Genomic DNA, 16,718 nt, shown 5'->3' with positions numbered 1-16,718 from the left:
ATTCTTTCTACAGAGCACAAGTAAAAGCAAGATTTATTATATTCAAAGTTTGAGTTGATTATATATGTGTCATGCATACCTTCCAAAAAAAGCAGAACATCCTGTGAACTGTCATGTTTTTGATTCAACTGAAAACATGCTACTAATGAGTTTTTACAAATCTAATAAAAGCAAGGCTGATTATCTATTTTTGTGTTAGGATTGTTATGATGCTCTCGAAAAATCAATTAAAGATTAAGTTGTAAAAGTTATAGGAGTTGGTGAACTTAACACGAAAATATTTGGGAATTATGGCTGATTCCCACGATAACCTCAAAATGATACGCAAAGCGGTGAACTTCTTCAATGAAAAACAGGTCTCAGCTGTCCTCCATGCCGGAGACCTCATATCTCCCTTCAACGTAAAAGGATTCACGGAACTGGAGGCCCCTCTTCACCTTGTATTTGGAAATAACGAAGGGGACAGAATCACTATAAAAGAATGGTTTGCAAAACAGGGAGCAAACGTGTGTGGTGATTTTGGCACACTGGATATAGAGGGTTTGCATATTGCCCTGCTACATGGGATCAACGAAGAAGAAATTGAGGCTCTTGCTGCATCCGGTTGTTTTGATCTCATTGTCAGGGGACATACCCATCAGGCAGGCAGCTACATGACCGGCAATACACGAGTGATAAATCCCGGGGAAGCTGCCGGAGTACTTACCGGAAAAGCTACTGTTGCAGTGGTGGATACCGTAACAAAGGAAACCGAGATAATTGAACTATAAAAGAAGGGAGGAGGCGTGGTCTGACAACAACGCCTTTTAAGGTCTGCAAAACAGACAAAGTATTACAAAAGTTATCTGTTGTAATACTTAATCCTATTTTTCTGTTATTTTTCGTTAAATACCTTTTGCTTCATTAGTTAAATTTCTGTTTCTCCTGCTCATTTCGAAAAGTTCAAGTATGTTACTTGCTAACACCCCCCAGTATAAAAGAGGTGTAAAAAATGTTAGGCATAGAGGACCCCTACATATGGAGTGCATATGTTCTGTGCATAATAAGTGCCATTGCCTGCATGGCATATGGAATTGCAAAATGGAATGAAGAGGAGGAAGAGGATTGCCTGTAAGCCCGGTAGTTCTTGGTGTAATCGTTCTGGTCTATCTGATGATAGTCTTCTATTGCGGATGGATTGCATACAAGCGCACAAGAGAAGTTGACGATTACATGCTTGCGGGGCGGAAAGTGCACCCGTACATACTGGCCCTATCCTATGGAGCGGCATTTATCAGTACATCCGCAATCGTTGGTTTCGGAGGAGTTTCCGCAACGCTGGGAATGGGGACACTCTGGCTTGTCTTCATGAATATCGTGGTCGGGATATTTGTGGCCTTTGTCCTTTTCGGATCACGCACACGACGCATAGGTGTGAACCTGGGTGCTGTCACATTCCCCGAACTGCTGGGGAAACGTTTCAACTCAAAATTCATACAGGGTTTTTCAGGTGCCCTGATCGGAGTATTCATGCCCCTTTATGCAGGGATCGTACTTATCGGAGGAGCCCGGTTCATGGAAACGTCCCTGGGAATAAATTATGATGTGGCCGTATTTATCCTCACGATTATTGTTGCAGCCTATGTGATCACAGGAGGTTTGCTGGCAGTTATGTACACAGACGCCATGCAGGGAACCCTGATGCTTGGGGGGATGACTGTACTGCTCATATTAACCTATGTAAACCTCGGTGGAATCACGCAAGCCCACCAGGCCCTCACCGACATGGCATCAATGGTACCAGCAGGTTTAGCTGCAGGCGGACATACTGGATGGACATCAATGCCTTCATTTGACACACCGATATGGTGGACAATGGTATCTACAATTATCCTCGGCGTGGGAATCGGTGTACTGGCACAACCCCAGCTGGCCGTGCGATTCATGACAGTAGATAGTAAAAAATCCCTCAACAGGGCAGTATTTGCCGGTGGACCTTTTATCCTCATGATGGCAGGAGTTGCCTATATAGTGGGTGCCCTTTCCAATGTGTATTTCCTCGATACGCAAGGCCAGATTGCATTGGATGTAGCAAAAGGTAATATGGACCGCATCATCCCGGAGTACATAAACAGTGCCACACCAGATATTTTCGTTGCAATTTTCATGGTAACCCTGCTGGCAGCTGCTATGTCAACTCTCAGTTCCCAATATCACACAATGGGAACTGCTATCGGCCATGATTTTTATAAAGAGTTCCTCAAGGGCGGTAAATCCGGAAAGACAATATCAGTAACCAGACTGGGGATCGCTGTTACAATCATAATGAGTGTTATCCTTGCCTACATGCTGCCAATCAGCATTATTGCCCGTGGAACAGCTATTTTCTTCGGCCTGTGCGCTGCTGCCTTCCTTCCCGCCTATGCAGGAGCACTGTTCTGGCCGCGTATGACCAGGGAAGGAGCAATTGCAAGTCTTTTTGCAGGAACATTCAGCAGCCTTTTCTGGCTGGCCTTTGTCCATGCAAAGGAAGCCGCTCCCCTGGGAATATCACAGGCTATTTTTGGAACACAGACCCTGCTCACCGGCACCTGGACCGTTGTTGATCCAATCCTTGTTGCCACACCAATCGCAGCCGTTACCGCCGTAGCAGTAAGCCTTGCTACCAAGCCAATGCCAGAAGAACACCTCGACAAATGTTACAGGGGATGCATCAAAAGATAAGGCCAAAAGGCGCAATCTTAAAATCCCTTCCCTTTTCTCTTTTATACAGGTGATTTAACCTGCCAACCCTAACAATAATAGCCTGCAGAATGTTCGAAGATGAGATAGCATACCTCATGGAAGAGGACAATTCGGTAGACAATGTAATTATAATCGAAAATGATGAATCTTATGGCATCAGGGATAAACTCAGCAAAGCAGGAGTGGACGTTGAAACAAAAACCATGGTTAATTTGCTGAATAACCCATTGCCTGATAATCAATTCAATATAGTTATCCAGATACTTGAATTTGCCCTACATGCAATCCCAAAAAAACTCAAGGATGAGGTGTACACAAATACCAAAAGATTGACACCCATATCCGATGGTATATTGCTTTTCTACGGATTGTGTGGCAATGTACTCTCAAATATAGAGCAGGATTTTGCCGATTATCCCTGTCCGGTGGGAATACTAAGAGAAAATAACGGGGAAACAGTCGATGACTGTATTGGTGCCGTACTTGGAGGCAGACAGGAATATCTGGACACACTCAAGAGTTTCAAAGGAGAAGGGGCTTTTTTCCTGACCCCTATGTGGGCAGCCAACTGGAGGGATATGCTTGTTTCTTCAGGGTTTGGCAAAGATAAAAACGACATTGAAACATCGAGATATGTATTTAATCAAGTCGGATACAAACACGTGGCAAAGGTTGACACGGGAATTAATTATGAAAAGGATTTCCATGACCATGTGGATGAATTTGCCAATCTCTTCGATTTTGATATACTGCATGTGCCGGCAAACCTGAACACTTTAAAGCAGTGCTACAGTAATTTCAAAAAAGAATTGTATTGACCCAACAGTATCAGGGCCTTTTCCATAAAGTTATTAAAGGTAATTCCTATTCTTTAGCGGACAATTAATCAGGTGATGAATTGACACGCATACTTGCAACAGGAACCTTTGATATACTGCACCCGGGACATCTCTACTATCTGGACCAAGCCCGGAAGTATGGCAATGAATTATATGTCCTTGTTGCGCGGGACTCAACAATCGAACATAAGCCAAAACCCATAGTTCCTGAAAAGCAGCGGCTTGAAATGGTTAAAGCTTTAAAGGTTGTGGACCATGCCCTTCTGGGAAGCAAAGATGATATGTTCAAACCCCTCGAAGAGGTACAACCGGATATTATCGTATTGGGACACGACCAGGTATTCAATGAAAAAGAACTTGAAGATAAACTTCAAAAAAGAGGATTCAATACAAAGGTAATCCGCCTGGGAAAACCCCGGCAATGCCCCCTTTGCAGCAGTGGTAGAATTATAAAAAGGATCCTGGAAAGAAAGAGAACAGAATTATAAAAGACAATTCTCAATCCTTTCAAGAGCTTCTCTTATCCTTTCCTGTGAAATGGCATATGAAAGCCTCACGAAATTGTTACCACTTGGGCCGAAAGCCGAACCGGGGGTCGCAGCAACGTGGGCATCTGAAAGCAATTTCTCAGCAATCTCTTCACCATTCCCGTACTCGCTTACATCCGCAAATGCATAGAATGCACCCTTGGGACGGCTGCAATGTATACCTATATCATTCAATCCATCTACAAGGATATCGCGGCGTTGCCTGAATTCGGCTACCATGTCCTCAACAGGTTGCTGGTCACCTTCCAGTGCCTCAATGGCACCATATTGAGCAAACGTTGTAGCACTGCTGACAGAATGTGACTGGATTTTCTGGAAATCATGAAGGAAATTTTCATTGGCAGCGACATAACCTAACCTCCAGCCTGTCATCGCATAGGATTTGGAAAAGCCATTTACAGTAATAGTGCGATCCTGCATCCCTTCTATAGCACCGATACTGTAGTGTTTTTCATCATAAAGTATCTTCTCATATATCTCATCAGAGAGGACCAGAAGATTATGATCAATGGCAAGGTCTGCTATTTCCTTTAATTTGTCCTTGCCAAACACACCACCTGTGGGATTGCAAGGGGAATTGACAACTATCAGACGAGTTTTATCTGTAATGTGATCGCCAATATCATAAGGAAGAAAGCCATTTTCCGGGTCTGTAGGCACCCATTCAGGGTTTGCTCCTGCAAATTTGATGCATGGTTCATAGGAAACCCAGGCAGGATCGAACAGGATAGCCTCATCGCCATCATCAAGTACAGACATCATAACTTCGAAGATTGCCTGCTTGGCTCCCGGTGTAACCATCACATTGGATGCATCCAGATTCAGATTGTTCTCTGTTTGTAGTTTTTTGGCTATAGCTTCGCGCAGCGGATTGATACCCGGAGATGGAGAATAATGAGTTTCTCCGCTATAAAGCGCCTTGCATGCAGCATCACTGATGTGTCGGGGTGTATCAAAATCGGGTTCACCCAGACTGAAACTAATTACATCAATGCCATCATGCTTGAGCTTATTTGCTATATTGGCTATACGTATTGTTGGGGATTCAGCCACTCGGGCCAATCTTGAAGATGCCATTAATAGCCCCTATGAATTGATTTAGAGACGCCTGATAAGTTTTACCGCAGCCTCTACAGCCCTTTTGGCATAATCGACCCTCTGATGAGCCTCCATGCGGCTCATACCGGGACCTGCAATGCCCAGAGTGACAGGTTTGTTGTATTCCAGAGAAAGGTCGGTAATCTTTCTTGAGGCATGCTGGACCACTATCTCATCGTGACCTGTTGCACCTTCTATTACCGAACCAATGGTTACAACTGCATCGATATCATTCTTTTCACAAAGTTTCTTGATTGCAAGTGGCATATCGTAAACACCAGGTACAAGAACTGTATCTGTCACTTCCGCACCCAGGAATTTCGCATGTTCTATACCAAGCAATTCCATCTGGTAGGTAAGATCCCTGTTAAACTCCGCTACCACAAATCCCAGTCTGATTGTCATTATATTGTTCTCCAATGCAGATTTTGCTTCCTGATCATACTTATAAATTATAAACCAAACCCTCATCCACGCAGGCTTCCTACATCCTCAAAACCCTGCCTCTGGCCCGTACCTGCCTGTTTTACAAGTTTTTCGGGCTTAAAGAGTAGATCCACGACATTACGGGCATGTTCACGGGCACGATTCTCCATGAGAAAAGCAAGCTCCTTCTCATCCTTGCCTTCATCTTCGTGGACAAAAACTTCGATTATATGCGTATTTGTCATAAGCTGGGCCTGGATAATACCCGTGGAAGCCTCATGTGCACACATTTTATCTTTTTCCGCAGCGCCGGGCATTCCCAGAGCCATAACTATTTCACAGCCCTGCTCCTCAATAAGCTTTTTAGAAGCTACCGGCAGGTCCTTTATACCCGGAACTGTGATCCGAATCATACGGGCTGAAACATGCTGCTTGATCTCCTCCACAGCAGCACTGCCCATATCAAAACGTGCAAACGTCGTGTCTACAATACCTATGGTTTTCATAATATCTCATTTACACAATACTTCAATTGCAGCTTCTGTTGCCGGACCCAGTTCTGAAACCACTCCACTTTTCTTGAATACGACCTCAATCTGCTGGAGAGTACTGAGAATATCCCTGTAACTTACATTGGCCATACTTCCAATACGGAAAATCTTGCCCTTAAGATGAGCCTGTCCGCCTGCAATTGTAATTCCGGATTTCATCATTTCCTTTTTAAGGGTTTCACTGTCCATACCCGCCGGGGCCTTCATTGCCGAGACAGTGTTGGAATACGCACTGTATTCATTGAGCTGTGGGAACATCTCGATACCCATTGCATCCATCGCCGCACGCACAGCAGCTGCACCCTTATGGTGCCTTTCTATTCTGGCATCCATTCCCTCTTCTTCAATTATATGAAGTGACTCCTGCAGGGCATAGAATAGGGGGATCGCAGGTGTGTAAGGAGTTTGTGTTTTTTCCTTGTCAGCACTCTTTTTGCAGGCTTTGAGATCAAGATAATAGGGTAGGTTTTCTTTTTTCATTGCATCAAATGCAGCTTCACTTACAGAAAGCATGGAGAGCCCTGGTGGTGCACCAATACATTTCTGGGAACCAACCACTGCTACATCAACTCCCCAATCATCTACAAATACATCATCTCCACCCAGTGAAGTCACACCGTCCATTATAAAAAGGGACCCATATTTCTTTGCCAGTTTGCCGACCTGTTCTGCAGGATTGAGGATCCCTGTAGAGGTTTCGTTGTGAACCATGGTAACGGCTTTTGCTCCTTCCTGAAGTTGTGCTTCAAGCGGATCCAGATCCACTGAAGTACCCCATTCAAATTCCAGGGGAACTACAGAACCGTATCTGGATGCAAGATCCTTGAAACGCTCCCCGAATTTACCATTCTCAATGGAGATTATCCTGTCATCTTTGTCTGCGATACAACCTACAGCAGCTTCCATAGAAGCGGTACCTGAACCACTTAAAACAAAAATATCATTTTCTGTCTTAAAAATGTCAGCAAGAATACGACGACAGTCATCATATATTGCAGAAAACTGTGCTCCACGATGATTAATCATCGGTTTGGACATTGCCCTGAGAACCCTGGGGGGTACTGGCACCGGGCCCGGCATCATTAATAAATTATCTTCAAGGTCCATAGACTTTCCTCTAATAGCTTTTTTAACTAATCCACACCTAATGTAGCGCTAATATTTAACTGTAGTTAAACAGTCAGAATAACCAGTATTAACCGTGTAGCAACTTAATTATGTCGTGCTTGGTAATAAATCCGATAGCAACTCCCTTTTCAAGCACAAGGACTGCAGGATAGCGTTCCAGCAGTGTAGATACAATACCAATATCAGCCTCAGGGGAAACTGCTGGAAAAGATTCACCCATCATATCCCCTACTTTCATTTTGGATATCATGGCGGTTTTGTTCTCAGCCATTGACTTGACAAACGTGTCCTCTGAAATACTGCCTACAGGCACACCATTATCGATCACAGGAACCTGAGAATAACCATGCTCCTGCATGATACTGACTGCATGGTCCACCGACTCATCGGAAGATACAAAAACCACAAGGGTATGCATGATGTTCCTGACACATATCTTTTCTTTTTCAGATTGGTCAAAAGCATCAAATATTTTTCTCAAGGTAGATAGCCTCGGATCAACATCACCCGCCTCTATTCTTGCTATAAGGGGCTGACTGACACCGGCTCTTTTTGCCAGGCCGCTCTGTGTAAGTCCTAGCTCTATCCTTTGCTGCTTTATGGATTGGGCAGTTGGCAGTATCATTTACTATTATTGATGTGAATTTTATTATTTAAGCAATTGCTTATTTATTGCATATAGAAAAAGAAAAGACCTCCCAAATATGCAATATAGGTAGCTAAAATAACAGCTCCCTCCCAGCGTGCAAGTTTGCGACCTGTCAATCCAAAAAATACAATCATTCCCATTATTAACAACATTGCAGGAAAGTCATAGTACAGGGATTGGTCCTGTATTGGAATTTCACTGATAAGGGAAGAAGCACCCAATATAAGTGCTATATCCATCGTATTTGCCCCGAGTATGTTACCGACAGTCAGATCGTGATGGCCCTTAAGAGTAGCTGAAATCGCAGTTATCAGTTCTGGAAGAGATGTCCCAAATGCTACAAGGGTCAATCCTATTATCATTTCGGGAACACCAAGCCACATAGCAATGTCAGTACCAGAATCAATCAGGATACGACTGCCACTCACCACAAGAGCAGCACCAAGAACAAAAAAGGCCACATCTTTTGAAAGAGAATCGGATACTTCATCAAGATTTTGATTAACTTCTTCTTCATTTGTCCCAAAAAGCAAAGATTGACTTCTGTAATTGTAATAGAGAAAAGCAACAAAAACTACCAGTAAAAGTATACCATCAACAGGTGTGAGCATGCCGTCAATGGATATTACAATCAGCAGCAAAGCCGATACAATCATAAATGCACCCCTTTTCAAAAAAGAGGAATCCTCTACAGGAATCGAGCGTACGACTATTACGCCTCCAAGGATCAGGCCGGCGTTGCATATAGCAGAGCCCACAGCGTTACCAACTGTCAGACCTGTATGTCCCAAATAAGCAGCATATACAGAAACTGTAAATTCAGGTGCAGTCGTTGCGAAACTAACAATAGTCGCTCCTATAATCATTTTAGGAATGCCACTTTTTTGGGATATTGAGACTGCAGACTCGGTAAACCAATCAGCACCTTTTGTAATTAGGATCAGACCTACTATAAAAAGAGGCAAAGTATATTGCTGCATTTTTGAATCAGCGCAATATGGTTAATAAAGAATATAAAACTTAACCGGTTAAAATTTTTCAGTCACCTGCAGTAATAACAAGTACAGGTCCTATATCGGCAGCAATTAACCATCTTGTGAGACTTCCAAAGGGATCGCTACGCAATGATTCAGTCCCCATTACAGTAAGATCAACCTTATTTTCCTTTGCAATATTGATTATTTCACGGCCCGGATTCCTGCCTCTAACAACCCGGGTATGGAACTCTATGCCATGTATTTCAGATTGCTTTGCCGCATATTCCAGGTTGGCTTCTATATTCTTAATAACCAGATCTGCAAGTTTTTCATGAAACTCATCCGGCAATGATTTTAAGTAGTTTGGCTCTTCCACATAAATTACAATAATGCGCCCATTCTCCATAGAAGCAATATGCAATGCATTGTCTATCACTTTTTTGGAAATTTTCGTTTCATCAATTGGCACCAGAATGTTACCATAGGTTATGTCTTTCATTTTTACCATCATCCATCTCATGTAAGTCCAAAAGCAGTTACAACAATTACAACAAGTATTCCAAGCCCAACCATTCTGACAGAATGTAGTATCAGGTTTTGACGGGCTATTTTGCCGGAAAACATTCCAAGAGCAGCCAAAACGATTATACTTAATCCAACTGAGACCTCCAGTGCATAATTTTCCAGAAATACAAACGGCAATATCGGCACAAGAGAACCAATGAGACTGGAACCGCCATGGGCTAAAGTATCATACAATATTTTATTGCGTGTTTCTTTTTCAAGACTTGTAGATTCAAGATTGCGCAAGAGAGGTTTTTCAAGGTCAGCAAGATTGCCATACTCTACCGCACTTTCTGCAAGGTAAGAACCAAGTCCATTGGTCATTGCAAGAGCAATCGCACCCCCCAGAGCAGCATTTATTATGAGATCAGGGTTAGAAGAGACATTCGAAGCACCAATGACAACACCAAGTACTGCCAGTATTCCGTCAATACTGCCAAGGATAATATATCTACTCTGATCGGATTTTGGTTTCATTTAAGACACTCAACAGTTTATGAGCACGTAGCAGGACATAGATATATGATTACAAAAAATATAACAATTTTGCATACAGGGTTCGATTTATTCATTCATTCATTCTGACAAAGCACAATAATCAGAAAAATCCAAAGCCTCTTCTATCATATTACGCAGCTGTGAGTCATCAAAAGGTTTCATTATAGTTCCCACGGGTTTTAGTTCATGGACACGATGCAAAATGGCCTTGTCAGATATACCGGTCAGGAAAATAAATTGGGTAGCCAATTTCTGTTTGATTACTTTGGCAGCTTCAATTCCGTCTATATTGCCTTTGAGAACAATATCCATCAAAATCAAATCCGGTTTCAAATGTGATGCCATATTTATAGCAGTTTGCCCGTCTGCCACAATTCCGCAAACAATATAACCCATCTCCTCCAGTTTGAGTTTTATGCCCATTGCAACGATCATTTCATCCTCAACTACCAATATGTCCCCGGATTTCATGATTATTTCCTCTGTTTATTAATTTATGCAAAAAATGTACAAAGTGTATTTTTAGATAACCATTCACTTTTTGTTGCAATAAAATAAAAAAAGTACCGACAAGACCGGTACCTTAATTCCAAATATAGATAATCAAGCTTTCCAGCTGCATTTCTTGCCTGGTTTTTGTTTTGAGGACATAACTTCCACTTCCATGGAAGATTCCCAGAGGCCATGGACATTACAACTTTCAATTGCTTTAAAATCTGTAATCACAGACGTTAGACCACAATCTCCACAAACATTTACACCCCTTATGTGACAGACCTCAAACTCTTTTGCACCAATTAACTCCTCGTTGGGAGTTACTTTAAAGGTTGCTTCTGCTTTTTCTGCAGATGGCCCCAGATCTACTCTTCCTATCTTCTGATCCGCAAGATAGAGGTCTATCCATTCGATGTAGTGATCTTCTTCCATTACATGTGGTTCAATTCCTACAGAAACCGTTACTTCATAGGTACCTCCTGCTGTCATCATTGAAGGCCCTTCGATTACAGGTATATGTTTCTTTTCAGTCTCCGTTGGATTATCCTTGTCTTTTAAACGGTTGATATTATCAGTCATCGTATCACCTACCCATTAATTAAAAAATAAGTTGCCAGCACTGCTGACAACTTCAGAACCTGTAATTCTTAACCGAGTGGAAAAGTACCACGGCAAAGAACACCAGAATTACAGCAACCAGGCTGAAATAAGACACCGGGTCCCAGACAAATTTCATGCCTCCTGACTCCCCCCAGCCTACAAGGACTGTACCCTGCAGGATAACGGGTAGTACAACACAGATACCTGCCACTATAAAAATAAATAAAATGTCAAATATCTGCATGAAAGCACTTCTTTCTTTTCCCCTGCTAGTAACTGCCATATTTAATCCTCCTCAGTCATAATACCTGAATGTATACATGTGTTCCTTTATAGAACTATACACCCTTAGACATGCCGCGGTTCCGATACCCAGTACCAGCAGCAAGAACAGTACATAAACCGGGAATATACTCGACAGTTCGGGTGTACTGTCCCATACCGTGGTAATTATGGTGTAGAAGATGAATGATTCTGAAAAGAACAATACACCCATCAACGCTACCACAACAAGGGCATCCTGTCGTAGTTTGCTCATGTATCTTACAGTATCAACATTTGCTTCTGTTTGTTTATTTTCCAAGATCATCACCTCCTTATGTCCTCACTGGTTCGGGCCAGCCCATCTCTTCACCCCAATCATGAGTAGATTCCAGGCTGCGGTATCTCCAGTTGAAATAGAAATACGCAATCGCATAGAACAACAGGCCAAATATCAGGTTATACCTGTATCCCCACTGCAGGGTTGACATGATCACAAGTGCCAGGAATATTGTGAAATATGCAATCCAGGGTTGCAACGGACCAACGAATGGACGCACTTTGTTGCTGTGCTGCGGGAACATTTTCCTGAAACGAATCAGGGAAAATGGAATCATCACATAACATACAAGTCCGGATGTTATCGAAAATGTAATAACTTGATCCAGGAAACCACTGAATGCAAACGCAATCGCAATTGGCATGGTGAAAATAACAGCCCTGTAAGGTGTTCTATATTTCGGATGTACAGCAGAGAACCATGGTGTAAGGAATTGGTCTTTTGAAAGGGCATACCATGATCTGGATGAGTCACAAATAGTACCGTTGGCACTTGCAAGGCATGTAAAGAGAGTACCGATTGCAAGGAGTACTACAAGCAATTGCACACCACTGTTAGTAGCTGCCTCATATAGTGGATATACGGATACACCAAGCTGCTCGGTTGGTATAAGTCCGGAACATACATACAGAGTCATACCGGCTGCAAGCAAAAGAGTGATCATCCCTGCCTGCTGACCCAGAGGTACTGCCCTGGAAGGATGTTTGCATTCTTCGGCACTCATAGCCGCTCCTTCTATACCCAGATAGAACCAGGGACCAAATTGCAGTGCAGCAAAGATACCTATAAATCCATTTGGAATAGCACCGGATATTAAGTTACCCGGATTCCAGACACCTCCAAAACCTGTTACATTCATGGCAAAGAACACAAGGATTGCCGCGAATGCAGTAAAGGTCAGTGCAAAGTTAAGATTAAGCGCTGCCACAACCCCCCTGTAATTCATAAATGTCAGGAAAGTGATCACTAAAAGCGTGACCGGGAATACCTGTATCTCCGGGAATATTGATTCTGCTATTGATGCCACAACAATGGCATCTGCGGCTTCCAGAGCGATGTATTCCATATAAACAGCAAGTCCAACCAGCGCTGCTGCACCGGGACCTACGAATAAACGTGCCCAGTCATAAGGCCCACCTGCACTTTTGGTAGATGCACCTAGTTCACTTGCACACAGAGAAACCATCAAATACATAGTACCGGCAACAAGTAATGCCAAAAGGGAACCCAATATACCACCTTTGGCAACTGTAAAGTTCCATCCCATATATTCACCCACCAGCACAATCCCGACACCAAGTGCCCATACATGGTATGGTCTTAGTGTCTTGACAAGGCCGGTGGATTCTTCCAAGGGATCTTTAGTAATTTCATCTGTCATTCAATATTCCCCCATTATTTTTTCGCTACCTTCATTGCATCAAGCAACATCCAGCCGATCATGGCGAAACATACCAGGTAAATGACGCCGTTAATTATAGTCCAGGTCATTCGGATGCCTCCTATTTGTTTTTATGTCTCTACGAAAAAAGAGCCATAAAAATGGCTCTTTCACACTCAGAATACCAGACCCAGGTCTTCGAGTTTCTTCTTTGCACCGTCATAGACCTTTACGTATTCCTCGGTCGGTGTAACGGTTGCAACATCATAGCATTCCTGGAAAGTCTTGCCTGCAGGTGCGTTGGCATAATCGCCTTCATAGCTTGCTACAAGTTTATCCAGAATCTGGTTGACAGTATTGATATCCATACCAGCGGTTGCACGTGCAACCTCACCCATCATACGGGCTTCCATACCGGTTGTCTTGTCAGTGATGACACCCTTTGCGGCTGCAACACCGGACAGGATCTCACGGCCGGATGCGGTATCTGTAATGGACTGGGCTGCAGCCTCAAGCAGGCACATCTCGGTGCATGGACCGGCACATGGATAGTACTGGTTACCGGACAGCAGATCTGTGAACTCGGAGATGGTGGCACATGCCCAACCTGCGATCATAAGGGTCTCGCGGGTGTTGGTGGAACCCCAGCGGATGTGGACCGGACCATCAAGGTGCCAGCTGGCACTGCTCATGACCATGGAGTTGAGGTGAGTTGCGACATCGACAATGGTTGTTTCCTCAACACCGCCGGCGTAACCACCAAAGATAGGCATCTGTTCATCCATGATGATGTCACTGTTACCCTTGTAGTGGGCAATGACAGCGATTGCGTCAAGATCGATCTTGAGTTCGTTCAGCTGGGAGACTTCGTGACTGTCGTTGGAGTTCATACCACCGACACAGTCTGCACCGATGTTACCCTGTGCTGACAGGGAAGTCTCAGGGCCCTAAACAGCCATACCTGGACGACCTGCCATGGAAGCGGCGGTCCTGATCTGGCGGGTTTCGGATTTGGATGCAAGAACTTCGTAAGGACTGCCGGGGACAGGAGATTTGCCACGGGCAGAGGTCATTACACCATTGACGATTGTGTCACATTCTTTCTCAAGAGCGTAACTCATGTGCACAGGCATGAAAACCTCTTCGGAAATTGGGGAACCGGTTGGACCACCCTGTACGATTGGCTTTCTCTTGTCGCCTACTTCACGTTTTTTCATGTAGACTGCGTCACGACCACTGCCAAGCTGGAATTCCCTGTGTGGGTTGTTGATTGCATCCCAGATCTCGTCTTCTGTGTATTTGACGATACGATGGGTGTCGGTACACCAGATACCACAGTCCAGAAGCATCTCGAAACCGGCTTTAAAGAGCCTTTCCATCTGGTCCTTGTCGGTTGGAACGAATTCCTTGCCAAAGTCAAGATTGTATTTCTGCTTCAGTTCCATTGCCTTCATTGGAATGGTCATCAGATCCCAGTCATCCTGGGTGCATTTCTCACCGGTCTGGGCACGGTCATAAAAATCATAGCATGTTACGGATTTGGTAAATGTCATAAATTATCCTCCCGGTTTTATTTTTTCATTAATTCAAGAGCCACATTGGCTGCTTCTGCTGCGTTTTCTGCTGTTGCGTCAGCACCGATTTCCTTAATCCAGGAATCTGTGACTGGAGCACCACCGAACATTACTTTTACAGAGTCACGGAGACCTTCTTCTTCAAGCAGACGCATGACGTCTTTCTGGCCGAGCATGGAAGTGGTCATAAGGGCAGAGCCGGAGAGCATAAGTTTCTCGCCTTTGTGGGCTGCTACTTCTTCGATGACCTTGTCGTTGGGTACGTCAACACCCATGTCGATAACGGTGAAACCGTTTGCACCGAGCATGGTTGCAACAAGCCTGTGACCGATATCATGGATGTCACCTTCCTGAACGAACTTGATGCAGGTTCCGACAGATTCTGCAGTTTCATCCTCTGCAAGGATTGGATCAAGAATTTCCATGGCGGCTTTCATGGCCTTGGCAGACATCATTATCTGGGGAAGGTAGACTTCGGCGGCTTCGAATCTGTCACCGATGATCTTCATACCGACAGATAGACCATCGTTGATGATCTCAAAAGGAGTTAAACCTGCATCCAGGGCTTCCTGGACGAGGGGGCCAGCACCATTGATGTCCTGGTTGACAATCGCATCTCTGAGTTTATCATACATTTCCTGTTTTCCCATTAAATCACCTATATCTAACTGTACAACAGCTGTCACATCATGGACTGCTGTTACAATGAAATTAAAAAGCAATTTTATATAACCTAGCCGACCACGGTTTTTCGATCTACATAAAAATGGTAGACACTTCAATAATTCAAAAAACAATTCAAAATGACAGAAGTTAACAAAGCGATCATAACATTAAAATCGACAACGTTTTTGAATACAAGTTACAATCATTTCACTATAAAATTAGGATTTTAACCAGCATTCCTAATAGGGAATTTCATTAAATTAAGTATAAATGGGGATGGGTATAACACCATAAATAGGCAATCACTCCTCCATAAAACCGAAACGAATATGTATCGTTCTAACTGTATCATTTGTACTTGTTAGATTTACATCAAAGTAATCTAAAAGTATATGGTTAATTCGTGAAAATATCTATTGGTGATAATGTGATTAGTGTTAATGAAAAGGGACTTGCAATAATTGATGAAATGCTGGACTGGGAAGATGAGATCAATGTCGAATCCAAACAGCTCGAAAATGGCGCCACAATAATTGATTGTGGAGTCAATGCCCAGGGTGGCTATGACGCAGGTATGTATCTCTCACGCCTCTGTCTTGCCGATCTTGCAGAAATTACTTACACCAAATTCAACCTTGACGGACTCCCGGTGCCTGCGATTCAGGTCGTAACCGATCATCCCACAATCGCTTGCATGGGCTCCCAGTATGCCGGCTGGAGAATTTCCGTTGGCAAATTCTTCGGAATGGGTTCAGGTCCTGCACGTGCCCTTGGACTCAAACCAAAGGAACTTTACCAGGAAATCGATTACAAGGATGATGCCGAAGCTGCTGTGCTTGTAATGGAATCTGGAAAACTCCCGGATGAGGAAGTCGTAGAATATATAGCCAAACACTGCAGCGTTGATCCGGAAAATGTCTATATCGCAGTGGCACCTACTGCATCCATCGCAGGTTCTGTCCAGATATCTGCCCGTATTGTGGAGACAGGCATCCACAAAATGGAATCCGTAGGTTTTGATATCAACACAATTAAGAGTGGTTTCGGTGTGGCACCAATAGCACCTATTGTTGGTGACGATACAAAATGCATGGGTTCAACCAATGACTGCGTAATCTACTGTGGGGAAACCTACTATACAGTGGACTACGGACAGGATGATCTTGAGGAATATGTCAAAAAGACACCATCCACAACTTCCAGGGACTTTGGTAAACCTTTCTATACAACATTCAAAGAAGCAGAATTCGACTTTTTCAAAGTAGATGCAGGCATGTTTGCCCCGGCAAGAATTACCGTAAACGATGTTGCATCCAAAAAATCATACACTGCAGGACGTATCAATCCCGGCATCCTGCTCGAATCCTTTGGAATCAAGGAGGTATAATCCTCCTTTTAA

The 16,718-nt window shown here is 43.6% G+C and carries 20 protein-coding genes and 1 pseudogene; 6 read left to right on the top strand and 15 right to left on the bottom strand.

Features of this window, described 5'->3' with window-relative positions:
• The first annotated feature begins 290 nt into the window (after positions 1–290).
• From BHR79_RS08035 to BHR79_RS08020, 5 genes are all read left to right on the top strand, one after another.
• Positions 291–770, top strand: a complete 480-nt coding sequence (locus tag BHR79_RS08035) for a metallophosphoesterase (RefSeq protein WP_072561844.1) — start codon at positions 291–293, stop codon at positions 768–770.
• Between the two features lie 221 nt (positions 771–991).
• Positions 992–1,114 (top strand): symporter small accessory protein, encoded by a 123-nt coding sequence (locus BHR79_RS10825; RefSeq protein ID WP_013037568.1) that lies wholly within the window; start codon positions 992–994, stop codon positions 1,112–1,114.
• Positions 1,105–2,703: a sodium:solute symporter family protein gene (locus BHR79_RS08030; RefSeq protein WP_072561843.1), complete on the top strand. Its 1,599-nt coding sequence runs from the start codon at positions 1,105–1,107 to the stop codon at positions 2,701–2,703. The genes BHR79_RS10825 and BHR79_RS08030 overlap by 10 nt, the downstream gene beginning before the upstream one ends.
• An 89-nt stretch (positions 2,704–2,792) precedes the next feature.
• The gene (locus BHR79_RS08025; protein ID WP_083433061.1) at positions 2,793–3,542 is read left to right on the top strand and encodes a DUF1638 domain-containing protein; all 750 of its coding nucleotides are present in this window, start codon (positions 2,793–2,795) and stop codon (positions 3,540–3,542) included.
• Between the two features lie 80 nt (positions 3,543–3,622).
• Complete coding sequence (locus BHR79_RS08020) at positions 3,623–4,051, top strand: adenylyltransferase/cytidyltransferase family protein (protein WP_072561841.1); 429 nt, start codon at positions 3,623–3,625, stop codon at positions 4,049–4,051.
• On the opposite strand, the gene BHR79_RS08015 is transcribed toward BHR79_RS08020, so the two are convergent.
• From BHR79_RS08015 to BHR79_RS07940, 15 genes and pseudogenes are all read right to left on the bottom strand, one after another.
• Positions 4,046–5,188: a pyridoxal phosphate-dependent aminotransferase gene (locus BHR79_RS08015; RefSeq protein WP_072561840.1), complete on the bottom strand. Its 1,143-nt coding sequence runs from the start codon at positions 5,186–5,188 to the stop codon at positions 4,046–4,048. The genes BHR79_RS08020 and BHR79_RS08015 overlap by 6 nt on opposite strands.
• Positions 5,189–5,209: 21 nt before the next feature.
• On the bottom strand, positions 5,210–5,614 hold the full coding sequence (ribH, locus tag BHR79_RS08010) for a 6,7-dimethyl-8-ribityllumazine synthase (protein WP_072562351.1): 405 nt from the start codon (positions 5,612–5,614) through the stop codon (positions 5,210–5,212).
• 62 nt (positions 5,615–5,676) lie between these two features.
• On the bottom strand, positions 5,677–6,141 hold the full coding sequence (gene ribC, locus BHR79_RS08005) for a riboflavin synthase (protein ID WP_072561839.1): 465 nt from the start codon (positions 6,139–6,141) through the stop codon (positions 5,677–5,679).
• Between the two features lie 6 nt (positions 6,142–6,147).
• A complete protein-coding gene (locus BHR79_RS08000; RefSeq protein WP_072561838.1) occupies positions 6,148–7,293 on the bottom strand; it encodes a pyridoxal-phosphate-dependent aminotransferase family protein in 1,146 nt (381 codons plus the stop codon).
• A gap of 88 nt (positions 7,294–7,381) precedes the next feature.
• On the bottom strand, positions 7,382–7,939 hold the full coding sequence (locus tag BHR79_RS07995) for a CBS domain-containing protein (protein ID WP_072561837.1): 558 nt from the start codon (positions 7,937–7,939) through the stop codon (positions 7,382–7,384).
• Positions 7,940–7,983: 44 nt separating this feature from the next.
• Complete coding sequence (locus BHR79_RS07990; protein ID WP_072561836.1) at positions 7,984–8,943, bottom strand: calcium/sodium antiporter; 960 nt, start codon at positions 8,941–8,943, stop codon at positions 7,984–7,986.
• A 58-nt stretch (positions 8,944–9,001) separates the two neighbouring features.
• Positions 9,002–9,439: a universal stress protein gene (locus BHR79_RS07985; protein ID WP_159429243.1), complete on the bottom strand. Its 438-nt coding sequence runs from the start codon at positions 9,437–9,439 to the stop codon at positions 9,002–9,004.
• A 17-nt stretch (positions 9,440–9,456) separates the two neighbouring features.
• A complete protein-coding gene (locus BHR79_RS07980; RefSeq protein WP_072561834.1) occupies positions 9,457–9,981 on the bottom strand; it encodes a VIT1/CCC1 transporter family protein in 525 nt (174 codons plus the stop codon).
• A 99-nt stretch (positions 9,982–10,080) separates the two neighbouring features.
• Positions 10,081–10,473 carry a response regulator gene (locus tag BHR79_RS07975; protein WP_072561833.1) on the bottom strand — a complete coding sequence of 131 codons (393 nt, stop codon included), beginning with the start codon at positions 10,471–10,473 and terminating at the stop codon, positions 10,081–10,083.
• A gap of 132 nt (positions 10,474–10,605) precedes the next feature.
• Complete coding sequence (locus BHR79_RS07970) at positions 10,606–11,076, bottom strand: class II SORL domain-containing protein (protein ID WP_072561832.1); 471 nt, start codon at positions 11,074–11,076, stop codon at positions 10,606–10,608.
• A 52-nt stretch (positions 11,077–11,128) separates the two neighbouring features.
• The gene (locus BHR79_RS07965; protein ID WP_072561831.1) at positions 11,129–11,380 is read right to left on the bottom strand and encodes a hypothetical protein; all 252 of its coding nucleotides are present in this window, start codon (positions 11,378–11,380) and stop codon (positions 11,129–11,131) included.
• A 12-nt stretch (positions 11,381–11,392) separates the two neighbouring features.
• Positions 11,393–11,686: a monomethylamine transporter gene (locus BHR79_RS07960; protein ID WP_072561830.1), complete on the bottom strand. Its 294-nt coding sequence runs from the start codon at positions 11,684–11,686 to the stop codon at positions 11,393–11,395.
• Positions 11,687–11,693: 7 nt separating this feature from the next.
• Positions 11,694–13,079 (bottom strand): APC family permease, encoded by a 1,386-nt coding sequence (locus tag BHR79_RS07955; protein ID WP_072561829.1) that lies wholly within the window; start codon positions 13,077–13,079, stop codon positions 11,694–11,696.
• Positions 13,080–13,255: 176 nt separating this feature from the next.
• Positions 13,256–14,632, bottom strand: a pseudogene (locus BHR79_RS10425) (monomethylamine:corrinoid methyltransferase).
• Between the two features lie 17 nt (positions 14,633–14,649).
• Entirely contained in the window at positions 14,650–15,303 is a 654-nt protein-coding gene (locus tag BHR79_RS07940; protein ID WP_072561812.1) for a methyltransferase cognate corrinoid protein, read from the bottom strand.
• A gap of 443 nt (positions 15,304–15,746) precedes the next feature.
• Between BHR79_RS07940 and mch the strand changes: the two genes are divergently transcribed.
• Entirely contained in the window at positions 15,747–16,706 is a 960-nt protein-coding gene (gene mch / locus BHR79_RS07935; RefSeq protein WP_072562350.1) for a methenyltetrahydromethanopterin cyclohydrolase, read from the top strand.
• Positions 16,707–16,718 lie beyond the last annotated feature (12 nt).

Source organism: Methanohalophilus halophilus (assembly GCF_001889405.1).
Lineage (GTDB): Archaea > Halobacteriota > Methanosarcinia > Methanosarcinales > Methanosarcinaceae > Methanohalophilus > Methanohalophilus halophilus.
The sequence above is the reverse complement of the archived record's forward strand: the minus strand, read 5'-3'. Positions and strand labels throughout refer to the sequence as shown.

What these genes read in the sequence shown, in the direction of transcription:
- BHR79_RS08035 (WP_072561844.1), top strand. Translation starts at nt 291, where the DNA reads ATGGCTGATTCCCACGATAACCTCAAAATGATACGCAAAGCGGTGAAC.
- BHR79_RS10825 (WP_013037568.1), top strand. Translation starts at nt 992, where the DNA reads ATGTTAGGCATAGAGGACCCCTACATATGGAGTGCATATGTTCTGTGC.
- BHR79_RS08025 (WP_083433061.1), top strand. Translation starts at nt 2,793, where the DNA reads ATGTTCGAAGATGAGATAGCATACCTCATGGAAGAGGACAATTCGGTA.
- BHR79_RS08015 (WP_072561840.1), bottom strand. Translation starts at nt 5,188, where the DNA reads ATGGCATCTTCAAGATTGGCCCGAGTGGCTGAATCCCCAACAATACGT.
- ribH (WP_072562351.1), bottom strand. Translation starts at nt 5,614, where the DNA reads ATGACAATCAGACTGGGATTTGTGGTAGCGGAGTTTAACAGGGATCTT.
- ribC (WP_072561839.1), bottom strand. Translation starts at nt 6,141, where the DNA reads ATGAAAACCATAGGTATTGTAGACACGACGTTTGCACGTTTTGATATG.
- BHR79_RS08000 (WP_072561838.1), bottom strand. Translation starts at nt 7,293, where the DNA reads ATGGACCTTGAAGATAATTTATTAATGATGCCGGGCCCGGTGCCAGTA.
- BHR79_RS07995 (WP_072561837.1), bottom strand. Translation starts at nt 7,939, where the DNA reads ATGATACTGCCAACTGCCCAATCCATAAAGCAGCAAAGGATAGAGCTA.
- BHR79_RS07990 (WP_072561836.1), bottom strand. Translation starts at nt 8,943, where the DNA reads ATGCAGCAATATACTTTGCCTCTTTTTATAGTAGGTCTGATCCTAATT.
- BHR79_RS07985 (WP_159429243.1), bottom strand. Translation starts at nt 9,439, where the DNA reads ATGAAAGACATAACCTATGGTAACATTCTGGTGCCAATTGATGAAACG.
- BHR79_RS07980 (WP_072561834.1), bottom strand. Translation starts at nt 9,981, where the DNA reads ATGAAACCAAAATCCGATCAGAGTAGATATATTATCCTTGGCAGTATT.
- BHR79_RS07975 (WP_072561833.1), bottom strand. Translation starts at nt 10,473, where the DNA reads ATGAAATCCGGGGACATATTGGTAGTTGAGGATGAAATGATCGTTGCA.
- BHR79_RS07970 (WP_072561832.1), bottom strand. Translation starts at nt 11,076, where the DNA reads ATGACTGATAATATCAACCGTTTAAAAGACAAGGATAATCCAACGGAG.
- BHR79_RS07965 (WP_072561831.1), bottom strand. Translation starts at nt 11,380, where the DNA reads ATGGCAGTTACTAGCAGGGGAAAAGAAAGAAGTGCTTTCATGCAGATA.
- BHR79_RS07960 (WP_072561830.1), bottom strand. Translation starts at nt 11,686, where the DNA reads ATGATCTTGGAAAATAAACAAACAGAAGCAAATGTTGATACTGTAAGA.
- BHR79_RS07955 (WP_072561829.1), bottom strand. Translation starts at nt 13,079, where the DNA reads ATGACAGATGAAATTACTAAAGATCCCTTGGAAGAATCCACCGGCCTT.
- BHR79_RS07940 (WP_072561812.1), bottom strand. Translation starts at nt 15,303, where the DNA reads ATGGGAAAACAGGAAATGTATGATAAACTCAGAGATGCGATTGTCAAC.